The sequence below is a fragment of the Pseudomonas sp. AP3_22 TE3818 genome (assembly GCF_053628995.1).
The window spans coordinates 2,956,698-2,974,988 of record NZ_JBRJHL010000001.1; the positions used below are offsets into that span (position 1 = coordinate 2,956,698).

At 57.0% G+C, this 18,291-nt stretch carries 18 protein-coding genes and 1 pseudogene; 11 read left to right on the forward strand and 8 right to left on the reverse strand.

The annotated features are described in order from the left end of the window. The first annotated feature begins 94 nt into the window (after positions 1-94). Positions 95-832 carry an SDR family oxidoreductase gene (locus AB7M25_RS13350; RefSeq protein ID WP_007979562.1) on the forward strand — a complete coding sequence of 246 codons (738 nt, stop codon included), beginning with the start codon at positions 95-97 and terminating at the stop codon, positions 830-832. 15 nt (positions 833-847) lie between these two features. Continuing rightward, the gene (locus AB7M25_RS13355; RefSeq protein ID WP_015094817.1) at positions 848-1,105 is read left to right on the forward strand and encodes an Atu4866 domain-containing protein; all 258 of its coding nucleotides are present in this window, start codon (positions 848-850) and stop codon (positions 1,103-1,105) included. Positions 1,106-1,184: 79 nt separating this feature from the next. Here AB7M25_RS13355 and AB7M25_RS13360 read toward each other — a convergent pair whose 3' ends face one another. From AB7M25_RS13360 to AB7M25_RS13370, 3 genes are all read right to left on the reverse strand, one after another. After that, complete coding sequence (locus AB7M25_RS13360; RefSeq protein WP_429389876.1) at positions 1,185-2,258, reverse strand: threonine aldolase family protein; 1,074 nt, start codon at positions 2,256-2,258, stop codon at positions 1,185-1,187. Positions 2,259-2,366: 108 nt separating this feature from the next. Then, positions 2,367-3,182 carry a helix-turn-helix transcriptional regulator gene (locus AB7M25_RS13365; protein ID WP_429389874.1) on the reverse strand — a complete coding sequence of 272 codons (816 nt, stop codon included), beginning with the start codon at positions 3,180-3,182 and terminating at the stop codon, positions 2,367-2,369. A 93-nt stretch (positions 3,183-3,275) separates the two neighbouring features. Continuing rightward, positions 3,276-4,187, reverse strand: coding sequence for a LysR family transcriptional regulator (locus AB7M25_RS13370; protein ID WP_454237436.1), 912 nt, complete (start codon positions 4,185-4,187; stop codon positions 3,276-3,278). Between the two features lie 122 nt (positions 4,188-4,309). Between AB7M25_RS13370 and AB7M25_RS13375 the strand changes: the two genes are divergently transcribed. Next, the gene (locus AB7M25_RS13375; RefSeq protein WP_454237437.1) at positions 4,310-5,224 is read left to right on the forward strand and encodes a pirin family protein; all 915 of its coding nucleotides are present in this window, start codon (positions 4,310-4,312) and stop codon (positions 5,222-5,224) included. 43 nt (positions 5,225-5,267) lie between these two features. On the opposite strand, the gene gltS is transcribed toward AB7M25_RS13375, so the two are convergent. From gltS to AB7M25_RS13390, 3 genes are all read right to left on the reverse strand, one after another. Then, the gene (gene gltS / locus AB7M25_RS13380; protein WP_454237438.1) at positions 5,268-6,482 is read right to left on the reverse strand and encodes a sodium/glutamate symporter; all 1,215 of its coding nucleotides are present in this window, start codon (positions 6,480-6,482) and stop codon (positions 5,268-5,270) included. Positions 6,483-6,715: 233 nt separating this feature from the next. Beyond that, positions 6,716-7,276 carry a lipid-binding SYLF domain-containing protein gene (locus AB7M25_RS13385; protein WP_429389891.1) on the reverse strand — a complete coding sequence of 187 codons (561 nt, stop codon included), beginning with the start codon at positions 7,274-7,276 and terminating at the stop codon, positions 6,716-6,718. A 263-nt stretch (positions 7,277-7,539) separates the two neighbouring features. Beyond that, positions 7,540-8,646, reverse strand: a complete 1,107-nt coding sequence (locus AB7M25_RS13390; RefSeq protein ID WP_429389867.1) for an acyltransferase family protein — start codon at positions 8,644-8,646, stop codon at positions 7,540-7,542. Positions 8,647-9,154: 508 nt separating this feature from the next. Here AB7M25_RS13390 and AB7M25_RS13395 point away from each other — a divergent pair. The 4 genes from AB7M25_RS13395 (at position 9,155) to AB7M25_RS13410 (ending at position 14,031) form a co-directional block, all read left to right on the forward strand. Further along, complete coding sequence (locus tag AB7M25_RS13395) at positions 9,155-11,290, forward strand: calcium-binding protein (RefSeq protein ID WP_429389865.1); 2,136 nt, start codon at positions 9,155-9,157, stop codon at positions 11,288-11,290. A gap of 85 nt (positions 11,291-11,375) precedes the next feature. Then, positions 11,376-11,828, forward strand: coding sequence for a VOC family protein (locus AB7M25_RS13400; RefSeq protein WP_429517284.1), 453 nt, complete (start codon positions 11,376-11,378; stop codon positions 11,826-11,828). A gap of 395 nt (positions 11,829-12,223) precedes the next feature. Then, positions 12,224-12,505 carry a hypothetical protein gene (locus AB7M25_RS13405; protein WP_454237439.1) on the forward strand — a complete coding sequence of 94 codons (282 nt, stop codon included), beginning with the start codon at positions 12,224-12,226 and terminating at the stop codon, positions 12,503-12,505. Positions 12,506-12,831: 326 nt separating this feature from the next. Beyond that, on the forward strand, positions 12,832-14,031 hold the full coding sequence (locus tag AB7M25_RS13410) for a patatin-like phospholipase family protein (RefSeq protein WP_429517270.1): 1,200 nt from the start codon (positions 12,832-12,834) through the stop codon (positions 14,029-14,031). A 685-nt stretch (positions 14,032-14,716) separates the two neighbouring features. Here AB7M25_RS13410 and AB7M25_RS13415 read toward each other — a convergent pair. Next, positions 14,717-15,019: a hypothetical protein gene (locus AB7M25_RS13415; RefSeq protein WP_429561145.1), complete on the reverse strand. Its 303-nt coding sequence runs from the start codon at positions 15,017-15,019 to the stop codon at positions 14,717-14,719. A 354-nt stretch (positions 15,020-15,373) separates the two neighbouring features. Then, positions 15,374-15,712 carry a hypothetical protein gene (locus AB7M25_RS13420; RefSeq protein ID WP_429561146.1) on the reverse strand — a complete coding sequence of 113 codons (339 nt, stop codon included), beginning with the start codon at positions 15,710-15,712 and terminating at the stop codon, positions 15,374-15,376. 346 nt (positions 15,713-16,058) lie between these two features. Between AB7M25_RS13420 and AB7M25_RS13425 the strand changes: the two genes are divergently transcribed. The 4 genes and pseudogenes from AB7M25_RS13425 (at position 16,059) to AB7M25_RS13440 (ending at position 18,282) form a co-directional block, all read left to right on the forward strand. Then, positions 16,059-16,322: a hypothetical protein gene (locus tag AB7M25_RS13425; RefSeq protein WP_429561147.1), complete on the forward strand. Its 264-nt coding sequence runs from the start codon at positions 16,059-16,061 to the stop codon at positions 16,320-16,322. 516 nt (positions 16,323-16,838) lie between these two features. Further along, positions 16,839-17,144 (forward strand): hypothetical protein, encoded by a 306-nt coding sequence (locus AB7M25_RS13430; protein WP_454237440.1) that lies wholly within the window; start codon positions 16,839-16,841, stop codon positions 17,142-17,144. An 876-nt stretch (positions 17,145-18,020) separates the two neighbouring features. Continuing rightward, a pseudogene (locus AB7M25_RS13435) lies at positions 18,021-18,101 on the forward strand (phage tail protein); the annotation flags it as partial. Further along, the gene (locus AB7M25_RS13440; RefSeq protein WP_454237441.1) at positions 18,076-18,282 is read left to right on the forward strand and encodes a tail protein X; all 207 of its coding nucleotides are present in this window, start codon (positions 18,076-18,078) and stop codon (positions 18,280-18,282) included. The pseudogene AB7M25_RS13435 and the gene AB7M25_RS13440, both read left to right, overlap by 26 nt. Positions 18,283-18,291 lie beyond the last annotated feature (9 nt).

Sequence of the window (18,291 nt, forward strand, 5' to 3'; positions counted from 1 at the left end):
CTGACTAACTGGCCGACCGTCGTTATTCCTAATCTGGACTGGCAGCGAGATACCGCTCTCGCGTCACCAGACACTCAAGTGAGGGAATAGGGTCATGTCGAACATCTCGAAAAAAATCGTTCTGATCACCGGCGCGAGCAGTGGTATAGGCGAGGCGACAGCGCGCCTGTTGGCCAGCAAGGGGGCGCATGTCGTGCTCGGGGCACGTCGTACCGAGCGCCTAGAAATACTCTGTGGCGAGATCAACGCGAGCGGTGGAGTCGCTCACTTTCAGGCATTGGATGTCACCCGCCGAGACGACATGCAAGGGTTTGTGGACTTTGCGTTGAAGCTGCACGGCCGGGTCGATGTGATCGTCAACAATGCCGGGGTGATGCCGCTGTCGAAACTCGAGGCGCTGAAAGTCTCCGAGTGGGACCGGATGATCGACGTCAATATTCGCGGGGTCTTGCACGGTATCGCGGCCGGTTTGCCGCTGATGCAAAAACAGCAATCAGGCCAGTTCATCAATATCGCCTCGATCGGTGCCTACACCGTCAGCCCGACGGCGGCGGTCTACTGCGCGACCAAGTTTGCCGTGCGCGCCATCTCGGAAGGGTTGCGCCAGGAGGTCGGCGGGGACATTCGTGTCACGGTGATTTCCCCTGGGGTTACCGAGTCCGAATTGGCCGAGAGCATTTCCGATGAAGGCGGGCGGGCGGAGATGCGCGAGTTCCGCAAGATCGCCATCCCTGCAATGGCGGTCGCTCGTGCGATCGCTTATGCCATTGAACAACCTGCCGATGTGGACGTCAGTGAGCTGATTGTCCGCCCGACCGCCAGTGCGTTCTGAACGGAGGACCTGAACATGACGATGAAAAAATCCGCTGATCAGGATAAGTACGTCGGTCTGTGGGTCACGGCAGACGGGCTCATCCGCCATGAGCTGTTACCGGGTGGCCGGTACGATGAAGCCCGGGGCCGCAAGACGAGTGCCTACCAGGGCCAGTATTGGCTGGAGGGTGACCACATCGAGTACGTCGATGACACCGGCTTCACGGCTGACGGGGAGTTCCGCGACGGGATCCTGTATCACGCGGGCATGATTCTTTACCGCCAGATGTAGACGCCTGACGCCGCAGTGGCGGGTGCTCATTCGACATAGCGTGAGCACCGCCGCCATCGGTCATCGCGCCTTGCGCCCGTTATGCGTGTACCGACCTCACCACTCGCCTCACATGGCTCAACAGGTGGTCGACATCCTCGGCGGTGGTGGCGAACGAGGTGACAAAACGCACGATGTTGGGGCCCCAGCGATCATGGTAGAAGACGAACCCGGCCTTCAGCAGTGCATCAATCACGGCAGAGTCCAGCCGACAGAACAGGATGTTCGCCTCGGTGCCGCCCAGCACTTCAACGCCGCTCAGCCCGGCAAGCCCCTGCGCCAGGCGCTGGGCGGCATCGTTGGCCTTGCGGGCATTGCGCAGCCAGAGATCATCGGTCAGGTAAGCATCGATCTGCGCCGAAAGAAAACGCATTTTGGAGAAGAGGTGACCTGCACGCTTGCGGCGGTACCTCATCTCGGTGGCGAGCGAGGGGTTGAACAGGACGATGGCTTCCGCCGCCAGCACGCCATTCTTGGTGGCGCCAAACGACAGGGCATCCACGCCGGCCTTCCAGGTCATCTCTGCCGCCGAGCAACCCAGGGATACCAGGGCGTTGGCGAATCGGGACCCATCCATATGGAACCCGAGGGAAGCCGACTTGCAGACCTCACCGATGGCCGCGATGTCGTCCAGGGTGTAAATGCTGCCAACTTCGGTGGCCTGGGTGATGCTGACGCAGGCGGGCTGGGTCGTGTGCACGTCACCCAGTTTTTCGCGGGTGCGCTCACGCAGTCGGGTGATGTCCAGCTTGGCCGAAGGGCCGTCGATGGTCATCAGCTTCGCGCCGTTGGAGAAGAACTCGGGCGCGCCACACTCGTCGTTGTTGATGTGACTGGCGGGATGGCAATAGATATTGCCCCAAGGTGGCGTCATCGCGCTCAGGCACAGGCCGTTGGCGGCGGTGCCGGTGGGCACGAGAAGGACCTCCACGTCGCGCTCGAAGATCTCGCTGAATTTGCGCTGGACCCGCGCCGTCAGCTCGTCGCTGCCATAGGGACCCGCCTGGCCCGTGCTGTGTTTCACGAGGGCGTGTACCACCTCCGGCGATGCGCCGGCGATGTTGTCACTTGAAAAACCCAGGGCGGGCGGTCTGTTTGTTTCACCGTTCATCATCCAATTCTCGGCTGCGCAGGCGAAGGTGTTTCACCTGGATTGGCGCATCCTAGGAAGAGGGACGGTTGTCGCGCTTGTAAAAAATTGACGCTCGCCTGATGCGACGCCCTAAGTCCTGTAGCGCGAGGGGGCGACACCGAATGCCTGGCGAAAGGCGCGGTTGAAATGGCTTTGATCGTAAAAGCCGACGGCGTGGGCGACATCGACGATCGGTTGGCCGCTGCGCGATAGCAGGCCACACGCCCGTTCCAGACGCAGCCGAAGCAGCCACGCGTGTGGCGTCATGCCGATGGTCCGCTTGAACTGCTTGAGGAACGGGAATCGACCCAGACCGCACAATCCGGCAAGATCATCGAGCGTGATTCGCTGATCGATGTGGCTGAAACAATAGTCCCTGACGCGCGACCATTGCAGGGCTGAGAGCGATCCGGGAATGCTTTCGGGCGTGATTGCCCGTGACTGGCGCAACAGGCGTTCAAGCAGGGTGATCCATTGTGTCTGCACCGCGAGACTGCCGGGGCCAACGTCCTGCTGCATCGCTTCGTGCAGCCCGCGCAGGTTGCCGACAAGCCGCGGGTCTTCGAGTAACACACTGGTCAACTCAAGCTCTCTTGGTTGACCGCTGATCTCCTCGGTCATGCCCGCGATCAGTACCTGCGACAGGCGGAACGTCTTGAGCGTATAGGCGCCGCCACCTTCAGATGCGCCATCGTGAATTTCACCCGGCGGCATCAGGGCAATGCGTCCCGGCCCCAAAAGAAACGACTCGCCTTTGGATCTATGACGCTGGACGCCTTCGGTGACAAAGCCAATGTGGAAGTCGAGGTGGTAATGACGATCGAAACCGACATCGGCAAAACGTGCGGAACCCAACACCAGGCCTGGTACTTCGGACACGTGATGGTACTTGGCATGTTCAGTCATGGGACCTGTTCAACAATCGGCGAGGAGGGCTGGGGCGCCCAAAGTTTAGGTGCTCCCACGGTTCAGATCCATGGGGTTCCAGTAACGGGGCGGTTACCGAGGCACCTGCGGTGAGTCTGCCGTATTCATCTTCTGGATCACCAGCCCGATGAATGCCGATACCGCCAGCGGCAACTGTCGGCGACTCGGATACAGCACGTTCAGGCCATAGCCTTTGGGTTGGTACTGCGGCAGTACCGGGATCAGCGCGCCGGTCTCTACCTCGAGCCTGGCCATCACGGGCGGCAGCAGCGCGATGCCGAGCCCGGCCACGGCGGCCTTGCGCAATGCCTGGGCGGTATTGCCGCTGAAGCGCCCGGCAACCTGCACTTCTTCCTCGCCATCGGGACCGACCAGGCGCCAGGTGGCATGGCCGCCCGGCTGCGCGGAGATCACACAGTCGTGGTCCGCCAGGTCCTGCAAGGTGCGGGGGGCACCACGCGCCGCGATGTAGGCCGGACTGGCCACCATGCCGACGCTGCGCGGGTCCAGGATCTGGCGGCCGACAAAGCCCGAATCGCGCAAGGGGCCGCCGCGAAAGGCGACGTCGATCTGTTCTGCGATCAGGTCGGCCTTCGCGTCGCTGAGCACGAAATCGAGTCGTACGCGCGGGTGCGCGGCCAGAAACTCGCTGACCCACGCCATCTGGAAAAAGTCGAAAAAGTCGGCGGGAGCCGCCACGCGCACCAGACCGCTGGGCTCGTTGCTGCCGGTCATCAGCGCTTGTCCCGCTTCGAACAGACCATCGACGGCCCCCACACAACGCTCGTGAAAGCCTTGGCCGGCACTGGTGAGCGTGAGCTTGCGGGTGGAGCGTTGCAGCAGCCGTGTGCCGAGGTGCGCTTCGAGCTGCTGGATGCGGCGACTCAGGGTATTGGGCGGCATGCCCAGCCGGCGCGCCGCCTCGGCAAAGCTGCCGCAGCGGACCACCTGGACAAACATCGCGATGTCATTGAGGTCGAGCATGGCCGGTCATTCCTGACATGGGTGGACGAGTGCAATCCAATTGTACCGGCTAATCAAGTAATCGGCCTCGCTCTATTGTCTGAAGTATCGGGCCGCGAGGCCTCCTGTTTAGAGTGATCCTGATGAACGTTCAGCCACAGCCTTACAACGCGGTTGCTCCGGCCACTGCGCGCGAAACCGACACTTACCGGGCGATCAGCTACCGCACCACAGGCAGCGGACATGGCGCAATCGTCCGGTTGATGAGCCCCGGTGATCTTGGCCACCTGATCAAGCCCTTTGTGTTCCTTGATCTGTTCGAAGGTGAGAGCTCGTTCATCAACGGCATGCCCATGCACCCGCACTCGGGCATCGCCACTGTCACCGTCATTACCGAAGGCAACCTGCGCTTCGAGGATGCGGATTCGGGCAAGGGCATGATCGACTACGGCGGTGTCGAGTGGATGCGGGCCGGAGGCGGAGTCTGGCACGGCAAGGAAATGTCGGTGGGTACATCGAAACGGATCCAGGGCTTTCAACTGTGGGTGGCACTGCCGCCGGCGTTGGAAAACGCCAGTGTCGACAGCCAGTACCTGGAGTCGAGCGCGATGCCCGAAGTGGGTCCGGCGCGGGTGATTCTCGGCACGTATCAGGGCGTTCAGAGTCCGGTCCGCGCTCCCGCCGGCATGAATTATCTGCTGGTCACGCTGCGTGCCGGGGAGTCCTGGAGCTATGTACCGCCCGACGGACATGAGTCGTTGTGGTTGAGTGTCAGCCGCGGATCCCTTGGCGCGCCCGGGGTGGTCATGGCGGGAGAAATGGTGATTTTCGAACCCGGTAGCGGTGCCGTCACGCTCAAGGCCATTCACAAGGAGACGGTCTTCGTGATCGGCTCGGCGTTACCCCATCGCCATGAACTGGCACTGGGCAACTACTCGGTGCATACCAACCCGCAAGCCTTGCGGGCGGGGGAGGCGAAAATCGCCGAGATTGGCGCCCGGTTGCGCGAGTATCTGAAAAAGCCCGACGGCTCAGGCAGCGTGCCGGTTTTCAAGTAACCCTGACGTGTGCCTGGCCGTTCGAGCATCGAAGAGGCGGTCGCTAAAGACCACTGAACAGGCTGATGATCACGGCGTTGACCAGGTCAATGAAAAAACCACACACCAGTGGCACGATCAGGAAGGCCTGGTGCGCCGCGCCGTACTTCTGTGTCACGGTCGACATGTTGACGATGGCTGTCGCCGTGGAGCCGAGGGCGATCCCGCCGAATCCGGAAGCGATCACGCTGGCTTCGTAATCGCGCCCCATGAAGCGGAAGACCACAAAATACGTGTAGGCGACCGTCAGCAGAATTTGCAGGGTCAACGCACACAGAATGAACAACAGCGCGCCGCTGAGCTGCCATAGCTGAAGCCCCATCAGGGCCATGGTCAAAAACATGCCCAGGCAGATATCGGAGATCAGCGACAGACCCAGGCTGGCGCCGCTCCAGCTTTTCAGCCGTTGATCACCCACAAAGGCCAGCACAAGGTGGTGAATGACGATGCCCGCGAACAGGCAGCTGACAAATTTGGGCAGGGTGATGCCGGCATCGACCAGCAACAGGTTGAGCCCATAGCCGAGCATCAGGGTCAGGTTGAGCCACATCCACGCCCAGAGCACGTCGTAGTAGTCCAGCGCCTTGCTCGGTTGTTGCTCGAGAATGCCGACTTCCAGTTCCGCGTCCCTGGACGGCGTCAGCCGATAACGACCTATCAGTCGGTTGGCGATAGGGCCGCCGATGACGCAAGCGGCAATCAGGCCGACGGTGTTGCTGGCGATGCCCAGCTCATGGGCGTTACTGATGCCCAGTTTCTCGACGAAAAGCGGTGCCCAGGCCAGGGTGGTGCCCACTCCGCCCGTGAGGGAAATGGAGCCCACCATCAGGCCTGCCTTGGGATCCAGCCCAAACGCCTGGGCCATACCCATGCCCAGCGAGTTCTGCAGGAGAATGAACACAGCGGCGAGTAACAGCAGGATCAGCAGAGGGCGCCCACCCTTGAGCAGTTGGCGCATGTCCGATTTCAAGCCAATGCCGGCGAAGAAATAGAGCAGCAGGGTGTCGCGAACCTGCAGATCGAATTCGACCTGGATATTCAGGCCGAAGTAGAGCAAGGACGTCACCGCCGCACAGACGAAGCCGCCGACGACCGATTCGGGGATGCAGTATTGACGGAGAAAGGCGTTGTGCTGGACGAGGGTTTTGCCGAGGAAAAGCAGGAGGATGGCAAGGGTAAAACTCACGAGGCCGTGAACCTGGAAGAGCTGTGAAGTCATTTAAGGCCTACCTGAGAATTGAAAAATCATTATCAGTATTCGGTCATTCAATGTTTAGACCTGGATCAATGAATGGTCGATACATTCACTGCCAGCCTTGCTCGTCCAGATAGCCGCCATCATCAGCTACGTCTGCGCGCCAGGAGTGAGGACAGCCTAGCCTGAATGGGAAAACCCACCAGTATTGGCATAGGCCGCCATCACGCTCCCGATGGCCAGTCAAACGGCTGAGTCTAGCGCTTGATCAGGGAAATCTTCGTTCCCTCGATACTGACCCCCGCCATCAACCCTTGCTGGTCGAAGATGAACGCGTAGGCGTCGTCTTTCAGCGTCGAGCTGGACAGGTTTTTCGCCACCCCTTCATCAACCACGACAACCGTTGGTCCCACACCGATTTCCCAGCCCTTGGTTTCGGCTATGTATTTCACGGCTTTATCGGTCATCAGGAAAACCGCATAGCCGTACGACTGGGCGCCGGCCTGCAGCCCCCATGAACCGCTGACGGAGTTGTAGTAATTTTCGACTGTGGCGCCTTTCATCAGGACGCCTTCGCCGTAGCTGCCACCGAACACAAGGCCCGCCTTGATGATTTTCGGGAAAACCAGCACCGCTTTGGCTTCGTGCGAGATTTTTTCGGCAAAAGGATGGGCCTTGTAAAGCAATTGCAAGGCTTGTTTGGCATCGGCATTCAGATCCTCGGCGGTGGCCGCTCCTGCAGTGTTCAGGAAACCGGTCGATGCCAATGTTGCAGTGGCGAGGAAGAACGAGAGGAAGAACCGCATTGATTGAGTCATTTGCATACTCCGCTGAGGGAGCATTGGATGAGAGCAGCGGGCCTGCATTGGGCAGGAACTGAATCCGCTGAGGTTATCCGGCGCGCCCTGAAATGTGTGAATTCAAGCGTCGCTTTTGTATGAAGCAGGTTCTTGACCAGCTGTCATTTGCGATGCCATCAGATGTTGTGACCACTGCGTAATGATGGTGTTCGTTCGCCAGGCTTTTCTTTGGTTTTTTGTCGAGTAAAAAAAAGCCCGCTGATTGGGCGGGCTTTCTTTTATTACGCCAGTGTCTGGCGCTCTTTCTGTGGTTCCGGCTGCGTTTCCGTAGTTGGCAATACGTAGCTATCGGTGAAGTTTTTTTGCGGAGGCTCGCGGTGACGACCTTCGGAGACCAGGCGGATCACTTTCCGCGCAGGCTCTTCAATGCAGTGATAGAGGAACATCGAGAAGGCCAGGATCAGGGGAATCTCATACTTCAGGTCCATCATGCCAAACATCTTGCGCTCTACGAACAACACCATGATGTGACACATGTAGAGGCTGAAACTGATTTTCCCGAGGTAAACCGACACCGGGTTGGAATAAGCCCATATCGGTCCTGCACGGAACAGGCTGGCAATCATCACGATCACGAGGAACGGGAAAACCATGTTGAAGTAGTACTGGATGCTGGTTGCCCAGAGCATCAGCAGGATCAGTGGGGCAATTGCGATTGCGGTGATTCTCCAGAGTCTGGAGTCCGGCAGGTCATGGCATACCTGATAGGTGCAGTACCCGGCTACAAAATAGACGATGCACTTGATGGTCCAGATGCCATTGGCAAGCAACTTTGGTTCCAGGAAGGGCGCATAGAGTGCCAGGCAGATCAAGAGGAGTGAGAACGAAATCTTTCCCCACTTTCTTGTGAGGTAGGCGATGAACGGAAAGGTCAGGTAGGCCGCCCACTCACAACTGATCGACCATGAAGGCTGATTGAAGGTCAGTTCGGGGGTTACGCCCCATGCATGCACCAGAAACAGGTTCGCGTAGAACGTGTAGGCGGAATCGACAGGCGACCATTCATATAAACGATGCATCGGCAAAATGAACGCTGTAATGACCAGCATAAACAAATGCACCGGGTAGATCCGGGCAAGCCTGGCCACCCAGAAATTGATAGCCTCTTTAGCGCGAAGGCCGTCTGCAAAGTCTTTCCCGTGGACATAAGCCAGAATGAAACCAGAGAGGATAAAGAATATATCTACCCCGAGGCCTCTCGTCTGGAAGAGAAATGCCAGGCCGCCGTAGGCATTGGCGAGATCCCCGTATCGAATGTGAAGCAGCAGGACTGACAAGGCAGCGAATCCCCGTAGCCCGGTCAGGTTTTGTATGTGTGTGGCGCGCATCAAGCACTCCATTGCGGTTGTCTGGCAGGTCGAGCCTGCAGGGAGGGCGGCGATTAAATCACAGCTCTGTTACAAAGCCTACAATTGGCCATCACGTTTGATTTCGGCTTGTTACTGACAATCATGATGACGTCGTAAATGAGCGAATTTCATACCACTTTTTGCACCACTGGTCGGTGAAAAGAGAGTGGAAATCGTCTATTGAAACAGTGAGAAGGTGTGCGGTAGAGCTCTTGTCAAAGTTCACGCAGGAGAAGCCTTTAGTGTTTCCGAATATTTCCTCCAGTCGCTGAAGATAGCAGCTTTTCAAACCCCCTTGCCCTGAAACTCCCGGGCCAGCCATGTAGCGGCGTTGGTAGATTGGCGAAGGCTCCAAAACACTGGTCTGCATTCACGATAAACGGTGAGGCCCAAATGACGCACTTGTGACCCCTTGGGTTTGTCTAATTTCCTCAACCCGCTGTAACGCTGTTAACGCTTACCATTTCCTTTAGTGGAGGGTAGTACCATGGCTGTTATCAATGGGACAGAACAAGGCGACTTCATATTTGGCAACCCGGAGGCTGATCAGATCTTCGGCCTGGGTGGCGACGACTTTATCCTGGGTGAGGGAGGCAACGACACGATAGAAGGGGGTGACGGCAACGATGAACTCGTCGGTGGTGACGGCGATGACCTCCTTCGCGGTGGCGCCGGACTCGACAGCCTCACGGGCGGTGTCGGTGCCGATACCCTGACCGGGGGCGCGGATAATGACGCTTTCAACTGGTTTGTCGGCAGTGGCGTGGAATCCTCTTCCGTGGCCCGCGACACGGTGACCGACTTCCAGGGTGCCGGCGTTGCCGGGGGTGACAACCTGCTTCTCTCCGCGAGCAACCGCCTGGTTTTCGAGGGGGCTCGCCCCACGGTGCCGACGCTGGGCGCTTCGCTCGGTTTCGGTGGCAACGGTTTTACCGAGGTGTTCTATGCCGTAGGTGCCGCCAGCACGCTGCTGTTTGCGGACTCCAACGACAATGGCGTGCTCGACGCCAGTGACTTCTCCGTACAACTCACGGGACAGCACAACCTCACAAGAGCCGATTTCGGCACCACGGCCTTCGTCGTACGTGGCACCGAGGGCAATGACGTGATCAACGGCACCCCGGACGCCGATACGATCCTCGCGCTCGGTGGCAACGACGTGGTCAACGCCGGCAACGGCAATGACATCGTCGACGGCGGCGCCGGCAACGACCTCCTCAACGGTGGCGCGGGAATCGACCGGCTTACCGGGGGGCTGGGCAATGACACCCTCAACGGCGGCGATGACCGCGACCTCATCACGGGTGGCGATGGCAACGACATCATTGACGGTGGGGCCGGCAATGACACGACGCTTTCCGGCGGCAACGGCACTGATATCGTCAATGGCGGTGCCGGCAACGATACCCTCGACGGCGATGCCGGTAACGACCAGTTGTTCGGTGGTGTCGGTAACGACGACTTCTTTGGTGGCGAGGGTAACGACCAGATCTTCGGCGAGGACGGCAACGACGAACTGTTCGGCGATGCCGGCAACGACCAGCTGTTCGGCGGCAATGGTGACGACGCGCTCGAAGGCGACGCCGGGGCAGACCAGTTGAACGGCGGTGCCGGCAATGACGAGTTCGAGTTCTTCCTTGGTTCGTTCAACCCCAGCTCGACCTTCGCGACCTTCGATACGGTCCAGGACTTCGAGGGCGCCGGTGTGGCCGGGGGCGATACGCTCGAGCTGAACGATGAGTTCGTATTTCGTGGCCAGGTCACGCTCAATCCACAGCTTGGCGCGGCACTGGTCGGCGGCGGCAACGGCATCACCGACCTGTTCTACACGGTCCGCCAGGGCAACACCTGGCTGATAGCGGACGACGATGACAACGGCCGGCTCGACAGCACCGACTTCACGGCGAACTTCCTTGGCGTCAACAACTTCACGGTGGGCGACTTCGGTAACAATACCGAGTTCGTCACGGCGGGCACCGATGGCAACGACATCATTGTCGGCACCGATGGCGACGACAAGATCTTCGGCCTTGGCGGCAACGACCAGTTGTTCGGTCAGGCAGGAGAGGACTTGCTCGATGGCGGTACGGGGGACGATGTGCTGCTCAGCGGCACTGGCCTGGATAATTTGTTCGGCGGCGAGGGTAACGACACGCTCACCATCGAGGATTTCGGCAGTGCCTTCGGCGGAGCCGGCAACGACCTGGTGATCGGCAGCAGCGCCGCGTTCGCCTTCCAGACGACCCTTGAGGGCAATGAAGGCAACGACACGTTGCAATCGGGCAGTGCAGGCGCCTTCATGGTTGGTGGCACGGGGGACGACCGGCTGGTGGGCAGCGCGGCGGATGACTTCATGGTCGGCAGCGTCCAGTTCGAACCTGGCCTCGATGCGGACAGGTTCCAGTTCGGTGCCCTCTGGGGGACGGACACCATCGCCGACTTCGAGGACGGCATTGATCTGATCGATCTGAGCGCCAGCGGTCTGACCTTCGCTAACCTTACCGTTGGAGAACAGTTCGGCGAGGCCGTCATCAGCGTCACGGGCCAGCCGGGGGTGGGAACCATCACCTTGAGCGGCGTGCCACAGGCCGCCATCACCGAGTCGGACTTCGCCTTTACCTGAGTGAACGACGCATGCTCACGCCTGGTGATGGCGTGAGCATGCCTCAGGCCGGGCGTCGGGCCCCTTCAAGCGCCAGGGAGACATCATGACCGTCAAGCGCATGGACAACATCGGCATCGTTGTAGAAGACATCGACGCTGCCATTGAGTTCTTCACCGAACTGGGCCTTGAGCTCGAGGGGCGCGCCCCCATCGAGGGCGACTGGGCGGATGGCGTCACAGGATTGCGCGACATGCGCGTCGAGATTGCCATGATGCGCACGCCGGACGGTCACAGCCGGCTGGAAATTTCCCGATTCCTCGCACCTACCGTGGTCGCCGATCACCGCCGCGCTCCGGTGAACGCGCTCGGATACCTGAGAGTCATGTTCACCGTGGAAGATATCGACGACACACTCGCCAGGCTCTACAAACACGGCGCAGAGCTCGTCGGCAAAGTGGTCCGGTACGAAGCGATGTATCGTCTGTGCTACATCCGCGGCCCCGAAGGCATTCTCATCGGACTTGCCCAGGAGCTCGGGCAGCACGCTTCTCGATGAGCACCTGCGACAATGGCTGAGCGTCACCACCGGACCGGTTGCAAACGCGAGATAACTTGGGTGCCTTGCATATCGCTGATCTTAACGATTGAAACTCAGTATTAACCTGGTTGGCTTGTCGGTTTTATTATTGATTTTCCAATAGTTAAACAGTCGGTTTTTGCATTTGAAGGAGTCCGATGCTGCATAAAAATCTAGCAGATATCGCATATTGACAGGTAGTCAAGCCAAAACTACCATCCGGCGTCATGAGCTTTAAGGCAGCTAATAACGGGTATCTTGCATTTGCTCCGGCACCCGGGTGGAAATGTATATTCATGTGCTGTTGTGTCTGCAGTATGGCTGAATGTCGAGCCTGTCAGATTCAAACCAAATGTGCGTCAAGGCGAGCCAAAGTGAAAAAGTCACTCATCCTGTTGACCCTGCTTGCACCCCTTATCGCCATTGCTGGCGAACCTGATCACCTGGCCATTTGCGAAGAGCTCAAGCCAGATATCACTCGTAGTTACGGCGTGCACAATTTGAAGTTGGTGGATAACGGTAGTTCATACGTGTCGGGAGAAGGGGTTGTACTTTGTGTATATGACGGTGTTGTCCAGAAGTTCTACACCGATAGTTCTGTCCGGGTTATGGCAACACTGAACATCGCCAAAAATAAATACAGCGTCCTGTTTTAGTAGTGGGTTGTCACTCGTGAGCTAGAGGTTCTGATACATCTTCTGCTGGTTATTGAAACCATGTTCTTTCATCAGGCGCTCCAACGCGGCTTGTTGAATATTACGCTCTGCCCCTTAACCTGGTGAGTCCAACGGCTTTCGTATAAAACCTGGCGCGCGCGGCCAGTGAGTTTTTTTATCAGGCAAAGGAGCGCAGAATAAGCAGCCCGGCGTTCGAATGAAGTGCCGCAGGCGGGGCTGGCGTGTAATCATCTCGAGCAGCAGGGGTAGGGACTCTCTCGGGATGATGAGCGCTTGCTGACGACGGCAAGGGCTGGAGACGCGCTTTGAAACCATTCCCGCTCAGACCTGGCGCCTCAACCCTGGACATGTTTCTTCAAGCGTGTCTGCCACGTCGTGACGCTGTTCCGCCAACCTTGACGGAAAAGGCTGTCATCCCGGGCATTCCCAATGCTCGCTACAGGCTGGACCACGACCTGACGCCTTTCATTGAGGATGCGGTTCAGTCCAACAAGCGTGAGAGCGAGGTGCTCGCCAAGGCCGGGAAGCCGAACCATATCCTTCCGCTGGCCAATATGCTGGCGGTTTCCGGTGGCGGCGATGCGGGCGCATTCGCCGCGGGACTGATTGCGGGATGGACGACGCATGGGACTCGCCCCCTGTTCAAGGTCGTCACCGGCATCAGCGCGGGTGCCCTGGTCGCCCCGTTCGCTTACCTGGGGTCCGATTACGACAGCGTGATTCGGCATGTCTCCAACGCAATCGGTCCCAAAGACATTTTTCATTCACGAAACGTATTAACCCGTTTTGCCAGCGACGGTATAGCGGACAGCAAGCCACTGTCGCGGCTCATCGCAAAATACGTCACTGCACAGATTCTTGAGGCCATTGCGACGGAGTACGCCAAAGGACGAATCCTGCTGATCGGCACCACTGACCTTGATTCGGGACGGCCCGTCACCTGGAACATGGGCGCGATTGCCGCAAGCCAGGCACCGGGAGCGCTTGACCTCTTTCGCAACATCATGCTCGCGTCAATGAGCATTCCCGGGGCAGTCTCTCCCGTGATGATTGATGTGGACGTTGACGGCAAACAGTTCCAGGAAATGCACGTGGACGGAGGGGTCATCACCCAAGTGTTTCTTTACCCGCCCAGCACCGTGATGGCGCTGAGCAAAGCCACCGGAGCACCGTTGCGATTCGACCGTCATTTCTATGTCATTCGTAACGGGACACTGGAGCCGCAGTGGTCCGGGACCAAGCGCCGCACATTGAGCATCGGCGGTCGAGCCATCAGTGCCTTGATTCAAACCCAGGGGATCAGCGACCTGGAGCGTATCTACCGTATGGCGCAACAGGATGGGGCGGATTTCAATCTTGCGTACATTGGCTCCGACTTTACCTTTGCGCACAGCCGGAAATTCGATGGCGAGTACATGAAGCGTTTGTTCGATTACGCCTTTCAACTCAGCGCGAAGGGCTATCCGTGGCATAAATTGCCGTACCTGGAAAACGCTAAACGATGAAACAACCGCTGAAAGATCCAGGCAGATCGTTTGCAGGGCGCCGCGAAAAGCAGCGGTCGACAGGACGCCAGAGGAGGGGAGAAAACCGGAAACGGCTCTAAAAGGCAGCACCGATTCCCAAATCCCGGAAACGACAAAGCTTTGAATAATCAGGGCTTTGTCGTATAAAGATGGCGGAGGCGATGGGATTCGAACTCATGGACCTGTTACAGTCGACGGTTTTCAAGTCCGAGATACAAACGCCCGGAACTCGTGGCCTGTAGCTAGATTTCGTTCTAATACGAGCATTTTTTGGCTCCGCTGCAGGCCGCATTCTACAAGGGAGGGCATCAGCGTTTTGTAACGCGTTTTTCCGTTATTTTGACGATTTCGCAAAGGTGCCGACGCGAGGATAAACACGTTCAGATATTTCGCTCTCGGTATGCCCCAAGAGCAGGCTCGCTTCTGGCCGACACTGCCTGTCCCGAACGACCGGGTTCGACCCAAAGCAGCCCCTCGAATATTGCTACTGCCGGCCCGAAGCGGCCGGTCGGATGATAGAGGCTAGCCCAAAAGCTGACGTCTTAATTAGCGATCAGGTTGGTATCTACAAATCCGTAGGTGAACTCCATTGGGTCGGCAGTAAATCCCTTCTGCTGCATGTGTTTGGGTCACAAAACACATCGCCCAGCTCGCTGGCGGTGTGTTAGGGCAGCTTTAAAAAAACCTGCTCAACTGAAACAACACGCTGACCAATTTTGCTATTCAATGGCCATGAGTCCACAACAATTGACGCCATCCCACGAATACGTGCACCAGGAGGTGGCAGTGTTTTATTTTCCATTTGCTCCTTCATAATCCGAATTTGTTTAAGCATTGCATCGAGCTGCTCACCTCTTCCTAAAGCTGGCTCACCCCGCCTTCTCTTTTCGGACTCAGCAAGAAGGGCTGATTCCAAAGACCGTAACTCTTGATACACAACATTAAAATTATCAGTTCTCAAATTCATGGCGTAATGTAATCCTTAGCTGGATTCAGAATAAACTTCTGCATTGGCCTGAGCTCTTTCATCCTGCTGCCATCCATTCGATCACACGATAGACACCTAACTACTATTAACCGACATGCCATGTCGCGTTTTTTTCGCGATGACGTTTCAATAACGCTCTGTGTCGCTTTGTAAGTCCGTATTTATCTTAGAGGGGGGGGCGGCAAACGCAACATTGCTCAGGGAGAAATGTGACATGGATGACGACAAGCCCTGCGGCCTCTAGGTTGGGAAGCAGCTTCGGTGATGCCACCTATTTGCCATCAATGTGTCCACCGTCCGCTTTGCCACGCTCTGGCACATTGCTTTAGAGGGTTAGTCGTTCCGGAATTCATAGCCTTCTGGAGGCTCGCCCAGCTTTGCGGCGGCTATTGCCAATAAGCTGCTCGCATCGAGATGCACGCCTGCGGCCAATTGCTCAATGAATGGGAGCAGCCACTCTCCCTTTGCGGCAGCAATATGCTCCCTCCATTTGGCATGCAGCGCCTCCTGAGCTGTGAAGACGCCACCAGCGGCACCATGACCCACGCCTTCAGAAAAGCCAACCGGCCAAGCCACGGCCTCGAAGCAAAGCGAGACCTCATACGGCCAAGGATAGTTTCCCGATAGGGGTAAGGCCTTTGTGCCCTTGGCAAGAACGAAATAGCGCGGCATGAGTTAGGGACCTATCGATTAAGATAACAGGCGAGCCGAAGCATACCCGTCCAATTCCGGTAACTGCCCAAGGATAGCCACTTATTTGCCATCATCACAACCACAGGCAGCTCCGGGCCGATCGGTGCCTGTCGCGAAGGGCAGCCTGCGACCCATAGCGGCCCTCCGTGAGGGGCAGAAACCGGCCAGGAGCGGACGGTCAGCCCAAATTGGTATCGGTGAAAGCAGCCAATCAGATGTGACTATTAAGTCCGGGGCGATTCAGTCATTGACGTTGGCGGCGTACCAACTGATCGATATCATGTAACACCGTTGCCGACTGTGCATCGGTGAAATGGGGATAGAAATGAGATTCAGAGACATACTTGTACGCAAAGAGGCGCGCTATTCCATTGGAGTCGAAGAATTGACTGGGAGATATTACCTGTCAATTCCGGTTGCGAATAATCTTGTCGATTACGAGGAGTACTACGAAATCAATAAAGAAGAATTTGATGCATTCAACGTCAGCGTGGTCGCGGCGGCGGAATTTGTTCAGCAATGCCGCAACCGAAAACAAGATAATCGACTGATGATGAAACCGGGAAAAGACCGGGGAGTAGCCATGTAGGCTTGACTGGCGACGCTTCGCGAGTCAACTGTTGGTGCAAAAGGCACTTCCACTGCTGTGGATAGCGTTGACTTTTACGTCACGCCACAAGGAACGAGTGTGCCAGCGACTGGCTATCGAGCTGTCGGAGGTCTCCTACTGTCGAAGAGGCGTTAACGGGTACAATTGCTCCCCGCAATCCTACTTATATTACATTTGATAATATTGATAATATGACTCCGCCCGAAGCGCAGAGCCTACTCCAACTGCCCAGGACACCCACCAGGACTCGACCCTTATTTCCAGACACACTTAGCTGACCGCTATTGGCCGTTTTCTGCCTGTGGTGACCGGCTGAGAACGACCCATAGCCGCCGGTGAATGTACTGCTGGAAAGTAAATGGCTATGCTTGATTGGATGCCGAGATTGGTCTCCCCACAATTGGGTAAACCGGACAGCCTCTAACGGTGATGGTATACAGTATCGTTTCAATTTTTTGATCCTAACTAGGCCATTGAAACTCGGAGCTTTAGCAAATGATCGCTGTAGATGCTGTCGTAAAAGAGTTTGTGCGATTGCTCGATGTTGCAATCGCTATTGCAGAAATAATAAAGGCCCGTACCAGGGATGCATTTATTGTTGAGTCTGCAGACACAACAGTGAAGAATCTCATGGGCTTTCGCGACATGGCAATCTCTGGCGGGCTTCCGAGACCATCAAAGGGCGAAGTTCCTCAAGGTACTGGCCTTGGATTGACTCGTGGAGTTGGGGAGTGGACAGAGGATGATGATTTGCTTGCTGCTGTTTACGAGATCGAGAACCACTATAAAAAATCAATGTAAATTTAGTTTATGTCACGGTCGGCTTGCCTGATCTGAACGTGATTTGTCAGTCGCAGCGCACATCGGGAAGGGCCGATTTCGACCCATAGCTGACCCCGCTCTAATCGCGATTGGCCGGTCTCTTGCCTCTTTTTTAGTACCCTCATATGGATGCGAGACACCGTAGACTACAGCGCCGCCCTGAGCCTTCATGCTGCGGGAGCTGGCGCGCGATACCGAAACCTTCCTTACAAGGACTTGGCCGTGTCGCACAAGGGTGATGTGATTCGGATCGAGAGAATTTATATTGGCAATCGTTAGGCTTGAGGGAGCCCAGCTTGATTTCCCCACTAGTCCTAGCCTCTGAGTTTCGAGAACGGAGTCTGTGATATGTGCGAATGCGTGAACATGCCTGATCGAATGGATGGCAGCAAGGTGGAAGAGCTAAGTAACCTTGCCCCATTTGTTGAAGAAATAAGCACCGACTTTAAGAAATGGGAAACGGCATTTAAGTGCAGGTACTGTGGTCAAAAATGGTTGGAGCGTTATGAATCACATGGCCATGCGAATTTACCAATTGTGGAGAAGTTTTCTTAGTTTCTAAGCGGCAGGGACTATCTCAACTCGATGATTCCCGTTGAAAAGCCCAGCCATTTCGCTGGTCTTTTAGGCTTTGAATTAGCTTGCGGAAAAAACAAATTGCAGCTTTAGATAACCACAGTCCGCTCTTGGCCGGTTGGTGTCTGTCGGGAAGGACTACAGTCGATTTTGTATTCAACCGGTAGATGCAACAGATTGGTCATATCTTTCAGCGGGCGTTTCGTAACGCGTTTTCCGCTATTTTGAGGGCTTAGCAATAGCGCCTACACGACGGTAAACGCGCTCGGTAATGTCGCCTTGCTGCCCGGGGCCATCCCGCGCAAGCAGGGCTTTTCATTGGAGTTTGTCCGTTATGGCGATGACCTGCAGAACAGCTGACGGGGATCTGCTCGACACCCTGTGTCACCACTATTACGGCCACCTGAATCGTTGTGTCGAGGCGGTGCTGGCGGCCAATCAGGGACTGGCCGATGAACCACAACCGTTCCGGGCGGGCGTACTGATCACGCTGCCGGAATTGGTGGTGGAGACTGACAGCGTGATTTCACTGTGGGATTGATCTCGTTAC